The organism is Pseudothermotoga thermarum DSM 5069 (assembly GCF_000217815.1).
GTDB classification, from domain to species: domain Bacteria; phylum Thermotogota; class Thermotogae; order Thermotogales; family DSM-5069; genus Pseudothermotoga; species Pseudothermotoga thermarum.
Genome location: NC_015707.1, coordinates 131,187 through 150,180, shown reverse-complemented (window position 1 = coordinate 150,180; position 18,994 = coordinate 131,187). Strand labels below are relative to the sequence as shown.

Sequence of the window (18,994 nt, the reverse complement as noted above, 5' to 3'; positions counted from 1 at the left end):
ACACCTCCCCCTCAAAGTGTTTTAACAGACATTCCCTTCAAGGCAAGCTTTTCAGCAAAATGGCACGCAACAAAATGTGGTTCTTCGGCTGTGCCAAGGTTTTCAAACTTTGGTGATTCTTCTTGACAAACCTTCTGCGCAAAAGGACATCTTGGATGAAAGTAACATCCACTTGGTGGATTCATGGGATTTGGTACCTCGCCTTCGATAGGTCGAAGATTTTCTGCTCGAAAACTAGGATCAGGCTTTGGAACAGAATTAAGCAAGCTTTCTGTATAAGGATGTTTTGGATTTTCAAAAAGTTCTTCTGTGCGGGCAAATTCAACTATCTTTCCAAGATACATCACTGCAATACGATCTGCTATGTGGTACACCACTCCTAAATCGTGTGAGATGAAAAGATAAGTTAAACCAAACTTTTCTTGTAACTCAGCAAGCAAATTAAGTATCTGCGATCTTATTGATACATCTAAAGCTGCTACAGGTTCATCGCAGATAACAAGTTTTGGATTCAAAGCCAAAGCACGGGCTATAACTATTCTCTGCCTTTGACCACCGCTGAAAGCATGCGGATATCGAACCATGTAGTCTGGATGAAGTCCAACAGCTTTCATTAACTCTGCTACTCTGTCTTCTATTTCCTTACCGCTGGCTACTTTGTTCACCACCAATGGTTCAGCTATTATATCCCTTACCTTCATCCTTGGATTGAGAGAGGTATAAGGATTTTGAAAAACCATTTGCATATACCTTCTGTAAGGCTTCAACTCTTTCTTGGATAGTTTGGCCAGATCAACCTCTTTCCCATCCACTCGAAGAATGATCTGACCTTCTGTTGGATCAATTGCACGAAGAATGCACTTGGCTGTTGTTGTCTTTCCACACCCAGATTCGCCAACCAAAGCCAAAGTTTCGCCCTCTTTTATGTCAAAGCTGATATCATCTACAGCCCTTACATAACCAACAACTTTTTTGAAAAAGCCACGCATCACTGGAAAATATTTCTTCAGATTCTTTACTTCAAGCAATGAATTTTTCACGATCTCACTCCCTTGTACAAAAAGCATTGAACCACATGTCCGGGTTTTACTTCAACAAGCTGCGGTTCTTCTACATCGCACAATCCTTTTATAAATTGCGGACATCTTGGATGAAAACGACAACCTGAAGGTAAATTGTACGGATCAGGTACGTTGCCTTTGATTGTCTCCAACTTCGATTTGCGCGCTCCAAGTCCTGGGATGGAAGCAAGCAAAGCTTTGGTGTATGGATGAAGTGGATTGGAAAAGATTTCATAAACTGCAGAACATTCGACAATCTTACCTAAGTACATCACAGCAACTCTATCTGCCATCTGAGCTATTACTCCCATATCGTGGGTGATCAAGATTATGGAAGTTCCATATTCCTTTTGCAGTTGTTTCATCAAATAAAGTATCTGAGCTTGGATAGTCACATCTAACGCCGTCGTAGGCTCATCTGCTATCAATATCTTTGGATTCATAACCAAAGCAGCAGCAATCATACATCTTTGAAGCATCCCACCAGAAAGTTCAAAAGGATATGCATCGAAGATCTTCTCAGGATTTGGCAGCCTGAGTTTTTTCAACATTTCTATCGTCATTTGCCTTGCTTTAGATTTTGTCACATCCTTGTGCAATAAAATTGCTTCCATTATCTGTTCTCCAACAGTGTAAACAGGAGAGAAAGAAGCTGCAGGTTCTTGAAATATCATCGTTATATCCTTTCCCCTTATCTTCCTCAATTCATCACTTTCTTGATCAAATTCCACCAAATTCAACGTATTTGAACCGTTTGGAGAAAAAAGTATTTCTCCTTCTAAGATCCTTGCGGTTTTTGGAAGTATACGCATTATCGATAAAGCAGTTACACTCTTTCCACAACCGGATTCTCCAACCAGCCCAAAAATTTCTCCTTCTTTTACCTCAAAAGAAATTCCATCAACTGCTTTAACAGTTCCTTCGTCAAGTTCGAAATAAGTTTTTAAGTTCTTTACTTTCAAAACTTTCTGCGTTTCCATAAAACCAACCTCTCCTTATACCTTGTAAGGATCTGCTGCATCCCGCAATCCATCGCCAACAAAGTTAAAGCAAAGCACAGTCACTATCACGAACAAAGCAGGTATCAAAAGCCATGGATATAGAGCTAGTGTTCGGATGTTTTGTGCTTCCTGCAAAAGAACGCCCCAACTGATGGCTGGTGGACGTAAACCTAAACCAAGGAAACTCAAACCAGTTTCACCAAGAATCATCCCAGGTATCGCCAAAGTCACAGAAGCGATCAAATGACTTGTTAAAGCTGGAAGCATATGTTTGAAAATTATTCTAAACTCACTTGCACCCGCAATCCTCGCCGCTACAACGTAATCTTCCTCTTTAAGAGCTAGGAATTTGCTTCTAACAACCCTTGCCAAACCAGTCCATCCAACCAAAGAAAGGATAACCGTTATAGCAAAATAAACTCTTACCTGGGACCAATGTCTTGGCAAAGCCGCTGCCAACGCCATCCAAAGTGGTATAGTTGGTATGCTGATGATGATCTCGATAATTCTTTGAATGACGTTGTCCACCATACCACCATAATAACCAGAAATGCCCCCGACTATTATTCCCAAAATCATACTGATTGCAACACCCACCAAACCAATTGTCGTGGATATTCTTGCACCGTGGAGTATCCTTGAAAACATATCTCGACCCATTCTGTCAGTTCCAAACAAGAAAATTGTTCCTTCTTCAACCCCAAAGAAGTGAACATCTACCTTCCAAATGCCAAGAAATTTGTATGGATCCCCTTTAACGAAAAATTTTATCGACAAAGGCTTTGTTTTGTCTTCTGTATAGATTCTCCTCAAAGTTACAGGATCTCTTTCTATCTTATAGGCGTACACAAAAGGCCTTACTAACTTACCATCTCTGAAGATATGAACTTTTTGTGGAGGTGCATAAACATATCTTGCGAACGTTTTATTAGGATCATAAGGTGCAAAAAATTCACAGAAAATTCCTAAAACATAAAGTACAAACAGAATTATCAAACCAGTCACTGCTAATTTGTTCTTTTTGAACCGCCACCACATCAGTTTCCATTCTGGAGCAAGATATAATTCTTCTGATCTTTCTTCAAGATCTTTTCTTGCCACGCTTTTTCACCTCATTCCAAGCGTATTCTTGGATCTAACCAGGCTAAAAGAATATCTGAAATTACTGTACCTATAACGGTGAAAATGCTTAAGAACATCACCAAGCTTCCTGCTAAATACATATCTTGCGACATCAAAGCATCCAAAAGAATTGTTCCAACCGTTGGTAGATTCAAAACAATTCCAGTTACAACAGCACCTGAAACAATACCTGGTAAAGCCCAACCAGCGGTACTGGCAAAGGGTATCACGGCTACTCTAAGTGGATATTTCCAAACTAATTCTTTTTCTGGAACACCCCTTGCTCTTGCAGCCGTAACGTAGGGCTTTTCAAGCTCGTCCAGCAGGTTTGCTCGAAGCGTTCGTATCAACCCTGCCATACTTCCCGTACCTATGACAATTACAGGTATCCATATGTGCTTTAACAAATCCACAAACTTTTCCCAACTCCACGGAGCGTTAACATACTCTGGGGAGAACAATCCTCCAAGAGTCACACCAAATGTGGTGAAGGCAAACCAAAGTAAAATCAATGCCAAAAGAAAGTTTGGAGTTGCAAGCCCAATATAACCAAGAACGGTGAACGTATAATCACCTATTGAATATTGATGCGTACCTGAGTAAACACCTATGAGAAAACCTGTAACCCAAGCAAAAACTGTTGACAACACAGATATGAGAACGGTGTACCAAATCTTTGGTCCAATCAAATCTGCCACAGGTTTTTCCCACATGAAAGAATAACCAAAATCACCTTTGAATAAACCTGTAAACCACTTGAAAAACCTGACTAGCAAGGGTTTGTCCAAGCCATATCTTTGCCTCAAAATTTCTAGTTCTGCTTCATCTATAGGTTCACCGCTGCCTCTTAAATTTGCTACATAAGTCGTGAGATAATCACCTGGCGGCAGTTCGATGATTATAAAAGATATCACTGCAATTGCGAACAAAGTAGGTATCGCCGCAAGAATTCTTCTTCCAATGAATCTAAGCATTATCAGCCCCCCAAGTTATTAACAGATTTTGTTAAGGATATTTACGTTTAGTTCATAAGTATTTATACTGGTGATAATCAGAATAGTCAAAGGCCATAATTCCCAATTAATTAAAAAGATTCCCAATTATCGGCAGATCAACCTTGGTCAGCTTTTTCTAGCTTTGTGTAGCTTGTTATTGCTTCAGAAATCTTTCTTTTTCTTTGCATGAAATTTTGTTCCTTCTGGGAATGATTATTTAAACATTTAAACAAAAAAGACGACCCCGCAAGATGGGGGTCATTTAAGCATTTCCATGAAATACATGAAGATCTTATCGTTCAAATAAGGTATGTTTTCATGACCATAATCAGGATAGATAAGCATTTTCTTTTTACTTTTGATCTTATTGTAAATCGCAAATTGTGTTGATGGAGGACAAATAGTGTCCATCAAACCTGTCACCATCAAAACCTCTGCTTTAATCCATTTTGCAAGATGCTGAACATCTATATATCCAAGCTTCATGAAAATCTCATCTTCTCTTTCATGAAGCGGATCTTTGAATCTAAAGTACATTCGAATTTCCTCATAAGCATCCTTTGCAAGATCCATTTCCCAAACTCTCTTGTAATCACTTAAAAATGGATAAACTGAGACTACTCGTGAAACATAGGGAGATAAAGCTGCACACGCCAACGCTAAACCGCCACCTTGCGAAAATCCAAAGGTTGCTATTCTTTCTTTATCAACTTCTGGAAAATTAACAAGAATTTTGACAAGTTCGGCTGCATCCAGAAACACATGCCTAAAAAGCAAATTGTCTTTATCTCCGTCAAGCCCTCTTATGATGTGACCAAAAACAGTGTTCCCTTTATGACCACCAACATCTTCTGACAATCCGTTCTGCCCGCGTACATCCATAGCCGCAACTATAAACCCTGCTGCAACTAATGCAAATTTATCGGACCAGTCCCCTGCTTCACGTTGATAACCGTGGAATCGCACTACAACAGGGCAAGGTTTGTCGATTTTCTTTGGCTTAATAAATTGTGCTCTGATCCTTGCCCCTCGAACCCCGGTGTAAAAAAGATTATAACATTCAGCATAAGGTGCTTCAATAGATTTTTCTTTTATAAGTTCAATTTTTGGATCTATGCTATTCATTTCTTCCAACGCTCGTTGCCAATATTCATCGAAATCTGGCGGGCAAGGATTCGTCCCCATGTAAGTTTTCAGTTTTTCAAATGGCATTTCAAAGACCATATTTACCAACCTCCTGAAATGTCTTTCATCCAACCATTTTGTTTTCAATGAATCCTATTTTTTCTATTTCTATCCTTACAACATCGCCACTTTTGAGAAACTTTGGAGGAGTAAATCCTGCTCCAACACCAGCTGGTGTTCCTGTTGCAATCACATCTCCAGGTAACAAGGTCATACCCTGTGAAAGGATACTTATTAGCTTAGATATGGAGAAAATCATGTGTTTTGTGTTCGAATTTTGTCTAAGCTCCCCATTGACAAAACTTTTTATATCAAGTTCTACAGGCCATCCTATTTCGTCTTTTGTTACAATCCATGGTCCCATTGGGCAAAAGCTATCCAAGCTTTTTCCTTTAAACCACTGCTCGTGGTTCTTTTGAAGATCCCTTGCGGTGAGATCGTTTATTATCGTATAACCGAATATGTATTCATAAACTCTATCCTCAGGTATGTTCCTTCCTGGTTTACCTATGACAACGGCTAGCTCTGCCTCATAATCAACTTGAGATGTAACCTCGGGATGAATGTAAACATCATCATAAGGTCCTGTAACGGCTGTTGTTGCCTTAGTGAAAAATTGAGGATGCTTAATCTCAAGGTCTTTCTTGGACAATTCTCTTACGTGATCTTGATAATTTCTTCCCACACAAAATACATTTCTCACAGGTTTTGGAAATGGAGCAAAAAATTTTACTTCTTGAAATTTGATCCAACTGCCTTTGTCTTCTGGAATCTTGATTTTAGAAAGATCACCATGGCTGATTGCCAAAAACTCAAGAAGAGTCGACGGATAAGCTCCTTCAAACAGTCTTTCCGCTGGACAGACCAACTGATTTTCAGCATCGACAATACCCCAAAGCTTTTTGCCTTTCCATTCAAAGCTGGCAAAGCGCATACACAGCCCTCCTTGAAAAAATTTAAATTTTCGGTTTTAACTATTAGTTTAGCATATTCATCAATTTCATAAAAGATGATATCATCAATTTGATGTCGGTTGAACCATCAGGAGGGATATGTGTGAAAATCTCCATAATTGGTGCGGGAAGTGTTAGATTTGCCCTGCAGTTGGTTGGAGACATAGCGCAAACTGAAGAACTTTCAAACGATAAAACTGAGGTTTGCCTTATGGATATCGATGAAGAAAGGCTTAACACCTCTTTTGTCCTTGCCAAAAAATACGCTTGTGAGCTTGGTTCGACGATAAACATTCAAAAAACCCTGTCACTTGATGTAGCTGTTGATGGCGCAGATTTCATAATCAACACTGCTTATCCTTATGACAGAAGATATCTCAAAGACGGTTACGAACGTTGGGACCGTGTAACAGAAATAGGAGAGAAACATGGATATTATAGAGGTATAGACAGTCGCGAGTTCAACATGGTCTCAACCTATTCTTACGTTTTGGCTTCTTATCCAGATGTGATGCTGGCCTTGGAAATAGCTCGAAAGATGGAAAAATTGGCACCCAACGCATGGTTGATGCAAACTGCAAATCCTGTTTTCGACATCACTCAAATTGTTACGAGACTTACAAACGTCAAAATTGTAGGTTTTTGTCATGGTGTGGCTGGAGTCTACGCAGTATTCGAAGCCCTTGAACTTGACCCAACTAAAGTGGATTGGCAGGTAGCAGGTGTAAATCACGGCATATGGTTAAACAGATTTCTGTACGAAGGAAAAAACGCATATGAACTTTTCGATGAATGGATCAAAAAGAAATCAAAAAACTGGGAACCAAAAAATCCTTGGGATACGCAACTTTCACCAGCTGCAATAGATATGTACAAGTTTTATGGAATGCTTCCGATAGGTGACACCGTCAGGAATGGCTCGTGGAAATATCATTACAACCTTGAGACAAAGAAAAAATGGTATGGAAAATTTGGTGCTATAGATAACGAAGTGGAAAGACCAAGATTTCACGACGCAATGAGAGAGGCAAGAAAGAAAATGATCGAGCTTGCAAAGGAAGTTGAGAAAGATCCAAAAATAGAACTTACCAAAATTTGGCCACAGGTTTTTAGAAAAGGAACATTAAGTGGTGAACAACATATACCTTTTATATGTGCCATCACATATGATAAAAAAACTAGATTAGTTCTAAACGTTCTGAACAATTCCTCAATAGAAAAACTTCCGAAAGATCTCATAGTAGAAGTTCCAGTTTGGGTTGATAAAAATGGTTTGCGAGCTGAAAAAATTGATCCCCCTTTGACAGATAGGATTGTGTATTTTTATTTGTATCCAAAAATAATAGCGATGGAATTTGCCTATGAAGCCATAGTTTCAAGAGATAAAAATGTGTTAATTGAAGCGTTGATAAGAGATCCAAGAACGAAATCGTATGAACAAGCTGTTGCAGTTCTAGACGAAATCATGGAACAACCGTTCAACGAAGAAATGAGAAAATATTTCAATTGGTGATAAAAGGAGGGGGTATTGGAATGAGACTGAACAAGTCTTCCTTGAAGAATGCAGATTTTTGGGAAAAAGTTGGTGTAAAAGTACCAAAGTTCGATGTTGAAAAAACTAAAGAGAATACGATGAAAGAACCAACCTGGCTTCATTTTGGGGCTGGCAACATCTTCAGAGGTTTTATAGCTGGACTTGCGCAAAATCTTTTGGAGCAAGAATTATCCAACAAAGGTGTGATTGCTGCCGAACTCTTTGATTATGAAATAATCGACAGAATTTTTGTTCCATATGATAATTTGGCAATAGCAGTTACCTTGAAAAATGACGGTTCTATGGATAAAGAAATCATAGCAAGCATCACAGAAGCTTTAAAGGCAAATCCAGCTACAAAGGATTGGAGCAGGTTAACAGAAATCTTCCAAAATCCATCCTTGCAAGTCGTTTCCTTCACTATCACCGAAAAAGGGTACAATTTGAAAGATGCAGCTGGAAACTTTTACAAACAAGTTGCCGAAGATATGAACAATGGGCCGAGCAAACCGCAATCTTCCATGGGAAAGGTTCTAGCGCTGCTGTACGAAAGATTTAGAGCAGGTAAGTATAAACTTGCGCTTTTGAGTTTGGACAATTTTGCAAGAAATGGGGAAAAACTTTTCTCATCTTTAAGGGAAATTGCAGAAGGCTGGGTACAAAAGAAATTAGTTGAAAAAGAATTTTTGGATTATTTGTCCAACGAAATTGCTTTTCCTTGGTCGATGATAGATAAAATCGTGCCTGGCCCTTCTAAAATCGTTGAGGAACATCTTAAAAGTTTGGGAATTGAGGGCATGGAACCAATACTGACAGAAAAAAATACTCACATTGCACCGTTTGTGAACATGGAAGAAACACAGTATTTGCTGATAGAAGATATGTTCCCAAATGGAAGACCTATTTTTGAAAAATCTGGAAAAAATGTCTTTGTAACCGATAGGGAAACCGTTGAAAAGGCAGAAAGGATGAAAGTTACAGCATGCTTAAATCCATTGCACACAGCAATTTCAATCTACGGTCATTTGTTGGGTTACAAAACAATTGCAGAATGTATGAAAGATCCTTTGATATTCAAACTGGCAAAAGGTGTGGGAGAAGAAGGGCTTGTGGTTACACCAGATCCAGGGGTGATATCTCCAAGAAAGTTTTTAGAAGAGGTTTTAAACCAACGATTGTCAAATCCACACATACCGGATACACCACAGAGGATTTTGATAGATACCTCTCAAAAGGTTCCCATAAGATTTGGAGAAACCATAAAATCTTACGCAACAAGAAAAGATTTGAATCCAAGGCAACTTAGGTGCATACCACTTGCGATAGCAGGGTGGTTGAGATATTTGATGGGAATCGACGATAATGGAAATCCGTTGACTTTAAGTCCCGATCCATTGTTGGACGATTTGAGAAAATATGTCTGTAAAGTTTCATTTGGTCATCCGGAAACGGTTGGAGATAATTTGAAAGATGTGTTAAGCAACGAAAGATTGTTTGCAGTTAATCTTTACCAAGTAGGAATTGGTGAAAAAATTGAAGAAATGTTTAAATCCTTGATAGCTGGTACTGGAGCTGTAAAAGCTACTTTGGAAAAATATTTTGGAGGGTGAAAAAACAATGCACGTGGTTTTTAGATGGTTTGGAGAGAAATTTGATACGGTGACATTAGAACAAATAAGACAAATCCCAGGTGTTGAAGGAGTTGTTGGAGCACTTTTTGACATACCGGTTGGAGAAGTGTGGCCCTTTGAAAAGATTGTTGAGCTGAAGCACAAAGTGGAACAAGCTGGTTTGAAGCTTGAAGTAATTGAAAGCGTCAACGTTCATGAAGACATCAAACTTGGCTTACCAACGAGGGACAAATACATCGAAAATTACTGCCAAACGTTGATCAACCTTTCAAAGATAGGAATTAAAGTTGTAGTATATAATTTCATGCCAGTTTTCGATTGGGTAAGGACAAATCTGCACAAAACATTACCTGATGGCTCAAAGGTTATGGAATACGATCATAAATTCATAGCAGGGCGCGGGCCAAAAGAACTTGTGGAAGAAGTTAAAAGTGGCTCGCAAGGTTTTATCTTGGCTGGTTGGGAATGGTCAAGACTTGAAAAACTAGCTGAAGTGATGAAGATGTACGAAAATGTCGATGAAGAAAAGTTGTTTCAAAACTTGGTTTATTTTCTGAAAAACGTGATACCAGTTTGTGAAAAAGTTGGAATCAAGTTGGCTATTCATCCAGATGACCCACCGTGGTCTGTTTTTGGACTACCAAGAATCGTCACTTGTAAGGAAAACATTGAAAGAATACTCAAAGCGGTGGATAGTCCATACAATGGTTTGACTTTTTGTGTGGGTTCGCTCGGTGTGAGAAAGGACAACAATTTGGTAGATATGATAAAGTACTTTGGTAGCATGGGACGAATACACTTTGTACATCTAAGAAATGTCAAAATCGTTGGGGAAAAAGTGTTTTACGAAACAGCTCATCCATCCTTTTGCGGTTCTTATGATATGTTTGAAATAATCAAAGCGCTGTATGAGATTAAATTCGATGGATACATCCGTCCAGATCACGGACGAACGATATGGAACGAAAAATCGATACCAGGTTATGGATTGTATGACAGAGCGCTTGGAATAACTTACATAATTGGACTGTGGGAAGCTGTAGATAAAATGTGCACAAAATACGTTAAATGCTGATTTTAAGCACCCCAACCGGGGTGCTTTGTTTGTGATATGTTAATTATTTTCGGGAAAGAAAAAACGAGAAATTCAAAGAAAAAAGTAGATTTTGGAAGATTTAGGCAGTATCTCTAGGAAAATTTCAGAATTATTTTGTCAGCTCAACCATAATTCCAGATAATCAGGCTTGCTTAGCTTGGAGTGGACATCTATAATTGTAAACGATCCTTAAAATTAAAAGGGGGTGTATCAAGGTGAGGAAACTGCTAGTAGCTCTTTTGATCATTTCTTACACACTGTTAGCACTTGCCCAATTAGATGTTCCACGCCATGAAACTTTCATCACCAACCAACTGACCGGCCGTGTTGGAACACCTGGTAACTTTAACTTGTGGGTCGGTTGGAAATGGTTTGACAGAGGATTGCACAACTTGTTGCTTGAGCCTCTTTGGTGTGTCGAATACGCAACTGGTGAAATCATCAACGCACTAGCGGCAGAGCCACCAATTTATAACGAAGATTTCACGCAACTCACGATCAAGCTCAGAAAAGGCGTGTATTGGAGCGATGGGGTGCCATTCACGGCAGATGATGTGGTTTACTCAATTGAACTTTCTAAAAATACGCCTGGTTTTGCATACAACTCGCAAATGCAAGAAGTTAAGAGCGTTAGAAAAGTGGATGACTACACCGTTGTTGTAGAGCTTAACAAGCCGAACTCAAGATTCCATACTTACTTTCTTGACAGATGGGGTGGATTTAGACCTCTTCCAAAACATGTATTTGAGAAAGTAGCAGATCCACTGACTTTTGAATTCAACCCACCAGTTGGAACAGGACCATATGTACTTCATAGTTATGACGCTGGAGGTTACTGGACAATCTGGGTAAGAAGAGAAGACTGGCAAAGAACACCAACAGGAATGCTTTATGGTATGCCACAACCCAAGTATGTGGCATTTGTGACATACGGAGATCCAGCCAAACAAGTGCTTGCAATGGTTCGACACCAGCTTGACGCAGCAGACCTTACAATGGAAACTCTTAGAGCAGTCCTTATGAAAAATACAACTGCAAGAGCTTGGAGAAAAGATTATCCATGGACTGTCAACATAGACCCATGCATCACAGGTATAACATTCAACAACATGGTAGAACCATTCAACAACAAAGAAGTTAGATGGGCTTTAACTCTTGCCATTGATATAGTTGAATATGCTGCCAATGCATTCGACGGTGCCGTTACGTTGAGCCCAATACATATACCATTAACCAAAGCTTATATGGACTGGTACTTCAACAAATTAGAGCCTTGGTTGAAAGAATTTGAATTGGATCTTGGTGGTGGACAGAAGTTCAAGCCATATGATCCAACAGCTGGTCAAAGACTGGCAGAGTATGCGAGAAAGAGAGGTTATCCAGTACCAAAAGATCCAAACGAAATTAAATACATCTTTGGTCCTGGTTGGTGGAAGTACGCACCCGATGTTGCTGAAAAGCTTTTGATCAAGAACGGATTCAAGAGAGATCCAAGAACACGTGGTTGGCTGTTACCAAATGGTGAACCTTGGAAGATAACGGTTTACTGCACCAACACTAACCCAGCTCATCCAGCGTACAGGAACGCATTTGCAGTTGCACAAGAATGGAGAAAATTCGGTATAGATGTGGATGTTGTGGTTTTCGATCAACCAACCGTTGTGCAGCAAGGTAATTTCCAAGTGAGTTCGGACTGGCCAGCAGCAGAACCATGGGGTGGTCACCCTGATCTTTACAGAGTCTTGAATCCATTCCACTCACAATACATGGTACCAATTGGTGAAAACGCAGCTTGGGGTAACTATGCAAGATGGATGAACCCGAAGATGGATGAAATCGTCGAAAAACTTAAGGTAACCGACTGGAATGATACAGAAAATATCATAAAACTTGGTATTGAAGGCTTGAAATTGCTGGTAGAAGAAATGCCGTCGATCCCGACCTTCAACTATCCAGGAGTCATAGCTTGGGACGAATATTACTGGACAAATTATCCTGGAGCCGAGAATATGTACGCACAACCATACCATCACTGGCCGAACTTCAAGTACATGTTGCCGTTCCTCAAACCAACTGGAAAGAAATGATGAAAGTTGTAAAAAAACAAGCAAAACCGGGGGGTCTGTCCCCCCGGTTTTGTTAGAATTGCTATTGACAAGCACAAATAACTGGGGAGGGCTCAAGATTGAATTTCGTCAAAAGATATCTTTTACCAAGATTAATAATCTACTTTTTAGTAATTTTCATTGGAATAACCATGGTTTTTGTTATACCACGTTTTCTCCCAACTGATCCTGTATTACAAACAATTGCTCGAATAAGAGCTCAAGGAGCTTATATGGATCCAGAAGCCATGCAAAAAACCATTGAAACTCTTCAAGAACTTTATGGGCTAAAAGGAAGCATTTGGGAGCAATATATTAAATTCTGGAATAGATTTCTCCGCGGCGATTTTGGACCTTCTTACTTTCAATTTCCAACACCTGTAATAGTTTTGATAAAACAATCTTTGCCATGGACAATTGCTTTACTTTTAACTACAACGCTGCTTTCTTGGATATTGGGAAATGTTTTAGGCGGATTTGCAGGTTATTTTTCAAATCGCAAATGGGGTAGAGTTCTTGATTACATAGCTATGATTATAAGACCAATGCCATATTACATTCTTGCTCTTGGACTTTTGATACTTTTAGCTTACATCTTTCCAGTCTTTCCTTTGGGTGGGGGTTATCGAATTGGTATGCGGTTAACTTTCAATTTGGATACGATTGTAACTCTTTTAAAACACGCATTTTTGCCAGCTTTATCGTTGCTTTTGATCGGTATCTTTGTTTGGTTTCAAGCTATGAAATTGGTGGTTCAGAGTGTCAAAACGGATGATTTTGTAAAATATGCTGAAGCTGGGGGAATAAAACCGGCAACAATCGCTCGGAAATATGTGATAAAAAATGCAATGTTGCCCCAAATAACAGGATTGGCACTTTCGCTTGGTCAGATTTTCAGTGGTGCTTTAATCACAGAAATGGTCTTTTCCTATCCGGGACTAGGAACACTTTTGTACAATGCTATATTCACGGGTGACTATAACCTTTTGATGGGGATAACAACGATGTCAATTTTGGTGGTTACAACCAGCATTTTGGTTATAGATCTTCTTTACCCATTATTCGATCCAAGAGTTAGATACAAATAATGAAGGAGTGAGACTATGAAAGTTTTGAAAGACTTGTTGAGAGATGGAAAGTTTGCATTCGGATTTTTTGTATTGGTAGTATTGGTTTTCTTGGCTATCTTATCTTTCTTTTCACCTTATGATCCTTACAGGTGGAATGTTGTTCCAAGAGACCTTCCTCCAAGATGGCCTCACATTCTTGGAACAAGTTCTAGAGGTCAAGATGTGTTCTGGGAACTTTGTTTTGCTGTGAGAAATTCTTTAGTTATGTCCTTAATAGCAGGTGTATTTTCCAGAATTATAGCTATCCTAGTTGGAATGATAGCTGGCTATAAAGGTGGAAAAACCGATAGATTGTTGATGTTCCTCAGTGACTCGTTCTTGGTGTTGCCTCTTTTCTTGATAATCGTTTTGATAGGTTCGATGGCAAAAGCACGATTAAGTTTGGTTTCGTTGGGGCTTTTGTTAGGTGTTTTTGGTTGGGCTTGGGACGCTCGAGTTATTAGGTCTCAGGTTTTAAGCTTACGGGAAAGAGATTTCACATACACTGCTCTTCTCAGCGGTTCAAAAACTTTGTCTTTGGTTTTCAAGGAATATATGCCATTTTTAACACCTTTGATATTCGCCACTTTCATAGGGAACGTTTCTTGGGCAATAGGCATGGAGATAACTCTCGCAATACTTGGCGTTTTCAGAGTTGAAATTCCAAGTCTTGGAACAATGCTTCAATGGGCTTTGAATTATCAAGCTTTGCTGCTTGGATATTGGTGGTGGATAGGAACACCCGTTGTAACCTCAATCATGCTTTTCATAGCTTTGTATTTGCTTTCCATAAGCATAAGTGAATACCTTGATCCACGCATGAGAATACAAAGAATAGGTAAAAGCACGAGGTGATAGGATGCAAACAGTGATTGAAACACAGGATTTGAAAAGCTACTATATTCTCGATGTTTTTGGGAAGGAAAAAGTGGTAAAAGCTGTTGACGGTGTGAACATAAAAATACACCAGAACGAAATATATGGTATAGCCGGAGAAAGTGGGTGTGGAAAAACGACTCTTTTAAGAGCTATATTTGGTATTATTGATCCTCCACTTAGGCTAATTGGCGGAAAAGTTTTGTACCACCACGATGGACAGGTATACGATTTATACGCTTTAGATCCAACTGAAAGGCGCAGCTTAAGGTGGAAATTTGTCTCATACGTCCCACAGGGTTCAATGAGTGTTTTGAATCCCGTGGTAAAAATAAAAGAAACTTTTAAGGACTTTTTGAACAGTCATCTGAAAGGCAGAACGAAAGAGGAATATTACGAGCTTGCCAAAGAGCATTTGAAAGGGTTGGGACTTCCACCGACGATCTTAGAGGCATATCCTCATCAGTTGTCAGGTGGGATGCGTCAAAGGGTCACGATAGCGCTTGCAACTCTTTTAAAACCTAAGGTTATCATTGCTGATGAACCAACAACCGCTCTTGATGTGGTGACACAAAGAGGGGTTATTCAACTTCTCAAAGATATCCAATCCACTTACATGAACACAATTGTGTTAGTAACCCATGACATGGGAGTTCACGCAAGTTTGTCCACTAGAATAGCCGTTATGTACGCTGGAAAGATCATAGAAGAAGCACCAACTTCCAAACTTTTCAAAAATCCCAAGCATCCTTACACAAAATTCTTGATAAATTCTCTTCCAAGGTTTGGAGACAAATCAAGAAGGACAAGTGCCCCAGGAAGTCCTCCATCGCTTGCTGCATTGCCACCAGGTTGCAGTTTCCACCCGAGGTGTCCTTATTGTTTTGAAAAATGCAAAGTTGAGGTTCCTCCTTTGAGAGAATACGAACCAGACCACAAAGTTGCATGCTGGTTAATGGAGGAAAGGATAGCATGAGGGAACTACTTGAGGTGAAGGGGTTAACAAAGATTTACTCACTTGGAAGTATTTTTTCCAGAATTAAGATAACAGCCGTTGAGGATGTTAACTTTGAAGTCATGCAGCCTGAGATATTCACGCTTGCCGGGGAAAGTGGTTGTGGGAAAACAACTACTGCTAAGATAATTCTTGGTTTTGAAGAACAAACCTCAGGAATGGTTTTTTACAGAGGCAAACCGATAAACGAGTTAAGAAAAAAAGATAAAATCCAAATGTTGAGAGAAATTCAAGCTGTTTTTCAAAATCCATTTTCGACTTTCAATCCTTTGAGAACTGTTGACAGCTACTTTTACGAAACGTTGCTAAACTTGAAAATTGTGTCAAGCAAAAAGGAAGCAGAAAAGAAAATCGAAGAAAAATTGGCTGCCGTTGGTATTTCGTTCGAAGAGTTCACTCAACGTTATCCAAACGAATTTTCCGGTGGCCAACTGCAAAGATTATCCATAGCAAGGGCTTTGTTGACCGATCCGTCATTAATCGTTGCGGATGAACCAGTTTCAATGGTTGATGCTTCTTTAAGAATGTCCATTGTTAACTTGTTCAAAGATTTAAAGGAAAAATACTCAGTCAGCGTTATCTACATAACACACGACTTGACAACAGCTTATTACGTGAGTGATAGAATTGCAATCATGTTCAGAGGAAATATAGTAGAAATGGGGCCAGCAGAGGAAGTGCTTTCTAATCCAAAACATCCTTACACTCAACTTTTGAGAGAATCTGTTCCAGAACCAGATCCAGAGAAAAGATGGGGCACTAAAGTTGTGCTTGCCGACACAGAACATGAAGAATACTTGAGAATCGGTTGCAAGTTCGCTGGAAGGTGTCCTTCTGCTATGGAAAAATGTAAGAAAAATAACCCGCCGTACTTTAAGGTCAACGATGTGCTTGTAAAATGTTTTCTTTATAAATGAATTGAACTTTAAAGAGGGGGTTGGAAAATGGATCTTTACAAGAATCCAAATGTACCAGCAAAGGTAAGGGCAAAAGATCTTCTGTCAAAGATGACCTTGGAAGAAAAAATAGCCCAACTTGGTTCGGTATGGAGTTACGAGTTGCTCACAGAAGATGGAAAATTTTCAGTAGAAAAAGCGAAAGAAATTCTAAAGCATGGTATAGGACAGATCACACGTCCTGGTGGCGCAACGAATTTTGAGCCTCCCGAAGTGGCAAAATTGGTAAATGAAATTCAAAAATTTTTGGTTGAGAACACGCGTTTGGGAATACCAGCGATAATGCACGAAGAGTGCCTTGCAGGATACATGGGACTTGGAGCAACAATCTTTCCACAACCAATTGGAATGGCCAGCACATGGGATCCAGAATTGGTTGAAAAAATCACATCAGCTATAAGGGAAGATCTAAGAAAACTTGGTATCACTCAAGGTCTTGCCCCAGTACTTGATGTTGCCAGAGATCCAAGATGGGGTAGAACTGAAGAAACGTTTGGTGAATCTCCATACCTTGTTGCAAAAATGGGTGTGGCATACGTAAAGGGATTGCAAGGAAGTGATATCACAAAAGGTGTGGTAGCAACAGGGAAACACTTTGCTGGTTACAGTGCTTCGGAAGGTGGTAAGAACTGGGCACCAACCAACATACCTCCAAGGGAGTTAAGAGAAGTTTTTCTCTATCCGTTCGAGGCAGCTGTTAAAGAGGCAGGTTTGTTATCTATAATGAATTCCTATAGTGAAATAGATGGGATTCCATGTGCCAGCAATAGAGAACTTCTGACTGATATTTTAAGAAGAACGTGGGGATTTGAAGGAATAGTTGTTTCAGACTATTTTGCTGTGGATATGTTGGCCGCTTATCATAGGATGGCAAAGAATAAAGCCGAAGCTGCAAAATATGCGTTAGAAGCAGGCATAGATATTGAGCTTCCAAAAACAGACTGTTATCTACATTTGAAATCCCTGGTTGAAAATGGCATCATCTCAGAAAAACTGTTGGATGAAGCAGTTCTTAGGGTATTAACTTTGAAATTCCTATTGGGACTGTTCGAAAATCCATACGCAGAAGGTGGTAGTCTCAACGATCATAATGATATAGCTTTGGAAGCTTCAAGAAAGTCAATAGTTCTTTTAAAAAACAATGGAATATTGCCGTTAAAAAACGATGTTAAGATAGCGCTAGTTGGACCAACCGCAAATGATGTGAGAAATTTACTTGGAGATTACTCTTACCTAGTACATATAAAGACACTTCTTGAAAATGTCAACGCTACCACTTTCAACGCGCCAAAGTTTAACTTGAAAAAAGTGGAAGAACTTGTTGAAGCTCACTTGAAGAAAATTCCAAGCATACTTGCAGAGTTTGCAAAAAGAGCTAAAGAGATCTATTACGCAAAGGGATGTGACATCACTGATCCATCAAGAGAGGGATTTGCAGAAGCCTTAGAAGCAGCGAAAAAAGCCGATGTTGTGGTTGCGGTGGTTGGCGATCGCTCAGGTTTAACGATTGAATGCACAAGTGGTGAATCCAGGGATATGGCCAACTTGAAGCTGCCAGGGGTTCAAGAAGAGTTCATTTTGGAGCTGACAAAAGTTGGCAAACCCATTGTTGTTGTTTTGGTCACAGGAAGACCATACTCTCTGAAAGCTTTTGTGAACAAAGTAAACGCAATCGTTCAGCTTTGGCTGCCCGGTGAGACAGGTGCACAAGCCCTTGCGGAGGTAATATTTGGTCAAGTTAACCCAAGCGGTAAACTTCCGATAAGCTTCCCTGCGAGTGCAGGTCAAATACCTGTGTTTCACTATGTCAAACCATCCGGAGGACGGTCCTGCTGGCATGGAAACTACGTCGATGAGGACGTTAAACCTTTGTTCCCGTTTGGTCACGGGCTTTCTTACACAACATTTTCATATACAAACTTAAGGATTGAACAACAAGAAATTCCAATCGCTGGTTCGGTAAAACTCAAAGTAGATGTTCAAAATACAGGGGAAATCTACGGCGAAGAAGTTGTACAACTTTACATTTCAAGAGAGCATGCAAGTGTTACAAGGCCTGTGAAGGAACTAAAGGGATTTGCAAGGGTAAAATTACAACCAAAGGAAACAAAAACGGTTGTTTTTGAAATTCACACAGATGTGCTTGCTTACTACGATAGAGATATGAAACTTGTTGTAGAACCTGGTGAATACAAGGTTCTAATTGGAAGTTCTGCAGAGGATATCAGATGTCAAGGAAACTTCAAAGTCGTTGGAGAAAAAAGATTGGTTCAAGACAACAGAGTTTTCTTCACAAATACAAAGATCGAGTAATTTGTTATGTGCACATAAACCAAAGCGGGGAGTTACTTCCCC

General features: G+C 39.6%; 15 protein-coding genes. 9 read left to right on the top strand and 6 right to left on the bottom strand.

The features are described 5' to 3' along the window. Positions 1-11: 11 nt before the first annotated feature. The 6 genes from THETH_RS00765 to THETH_RS00740 all read right to left on the bottom strand — a co-directional run bounded on the left by THETH_RS00765 (position 12) and on the right by THETH_RS00740 (position 6,298). Positions 12-1,067, bottom strand: a complete 1,056-nt coding sequence (locus tag THETH_RS00765; RefSeq protein ID WP_052295946.1) for an ABC transporter ATP-binding protein — start codon at positions 1,065-1,067, stop codon at positions 12-14. Continuing rightward, positions 1,037-2,041, bottom strand: coding sequence for an ABC transporter ATP-binding protein (locus tag THETH_RS00760; RefSeq protein WP_013931479.1), 1,005 nt, complete (start codon positions 2,039-2,041; stop codon positions 1,037-1,039). The genes THETH_RS00765 and THETH_RS00760 overlap by 31 nt, the downstream gene beginning before the upstream one ends. Before the next feature lie 15 nt (positions 2,042-2,056). Further along, positions 2,057-3,100 carry an ABC transporter permease gene (locus THETH_RS00755; RefSeq protein WP_083815758.1) on the bottom strand — a complete coding sequence of 348 codons (1,044 nt, stop codon included), beginning with the start codon at positions 3,098-3,100 and terminating at the stop codon, positions 2,057-2,059. A gap of 74 nt (positions 3,101-3,174) precedes the next feature. Further along, the gene (locus THETH_RS00750; RefSeq protein WP_013931477.1) at positions 3,175-4,158 is read right to left on the bottom strand and encodes an ABC transporter permease; all 984 of its coding nucleotides are present in this window, start codon (positions 4,156-4,158) and stop codon (positions 3,175-3,177) included. A gap of 279 nt (positions 4,159-4,437) precedes the next feature. Further along, positions 4,438-5,403, bottom strand: a complete 966-nt coding sequence (locus tag THETH_RS00745) for an acetylxylan esterase (protein WP_013931476.1) — start codon at positions 5,401-5,403, stop codon at positions 4,438-4,440. Between the two features lie 25 nt (positions 5,404-5,428). Next, entirely contained in the window at positions 5,429-6,298 is an 870-nt protein-coding gene (locus THETH_RS00740; RefSeq protein WP_013931475.1) for a fumarylacetoacetate hydrolase family protein, read from the bottom strand. A gap of 122 nt (positions 6,299-6,420) precedes the next feature. Between THETH_RS00740 and aglA the strand changes: the two genes are divergently transcribed. The 9 genes from aglA to THETH_RS00695 all read left to right on the top strand — a co-directional run bounded on the left by aglA (position 6,421) and on the right by THETH_RS00695 (position 18,952). After that, positions 6,421-7,830 carry an alpha-glucosidase AglA gene (gene aglA / locus THETH_RS00735; protein WP_013931474.1) on the top strand — a complete coding sequence of 470 codons (1,410 nt, stop codon included), beginning with the start codon at positions 6,421-6,423 and terminating at the stop codon, positions 7,828-7,830. Between the two features lie 20 nt (positions 7,831-7,850). After that, positions 7,851-9,461: a mannitol dehydrogenase family protein gene (locus THETH_RS00730; protein WP_013931473.1), complete on the top strand. Its 1,611-nt coding sequence runs from the start codon at positions 7,851-7,853 to the stop codon at positions 9,459-9,461. 7 nt (positions 9,462-9,468) lie between these two features. Next, positions 9,469-10,557, top strand: coding sequence for a mannonate dehydratase (uxuA, locus tag THETH_RS00725; RefSeq protein ID WP_013931472.1), 1,089 nt, complete (start codon positions 9,469-9,471; stop codon positions 10,555-10,557). Between the two features lie 236 nt (positions 10,558-10,793). Beyond that, a complete protein-coding gene (locus THETH_RS00720) occupies positions 10,794-12,665 on the top strand; it encodes an ABC transporter substrate-binding protein (protein ID WP_013931471.1) in 1,872 nt (623 codons plus the stop codon). A 98-nt stretch (positions 12,666-12,763) separates the two neighbouring features. Continuing rightward, entirely contained in the window at positions 12,764-13,771 is a 1,008-nt protein-coding gene (locus THETH_RS00715) for an ABC transporter permease (protein WP_013931470.1), read from the top strand. Between the two features lie 15 nt (positions 13,772-13,786). After that, positions 13,787-14,647, top strand: a complete 861-nt coding sequence (locus THETH_RS00710) for an ABC transporter permease (RefSeq protein WP_013931469.1) — start codon at positions 13,787-13,789, stop codon at positions 14,645-14,647. A 4-nt stretch (positions 14,648-14,651) separates the two neighbouring features. Continuing rightward, positions 14,652-15,644, top strand: a complete 993-nt coding sequence (locus tag THETH_RS00705; RefSeq protein ID WP_013931468.1) for an ABC transporter ATP-binding protein — start codon at positions 14,652-14,654, stop codon at positions 15,642-15,644. Beyond that, positions 15,641-16,600: an ABC transporter ATP-binding protein gene (locus tag THETH_RS00700; protein ID WP_013931467.1), complete on the top strand. Its 960-nt coding sequence runs from the start codon at positions 15,641-15,643 to the stop codon at positions 16,598-16,600. The genes THETH_RS00705 and THETH_RS00700 overlap by 4 nt, the downstream gene beginning before the upstream one ends. A gap of 27 nt (positions 16,601-16,627) precedes the next feature. Next, a complete protein-coding gene (locus tag THETH_RS00695) occupies positions 16,628-18,952 on the top strand; it encodes a glycoside hydrolase family 3 N-terminal domain-containing protein (protein WP_013931466.1) in 2,325 nt (774 codons plus the stop codon). Positions 18,953-18,994: the final 42 nt, after the last annotated feature.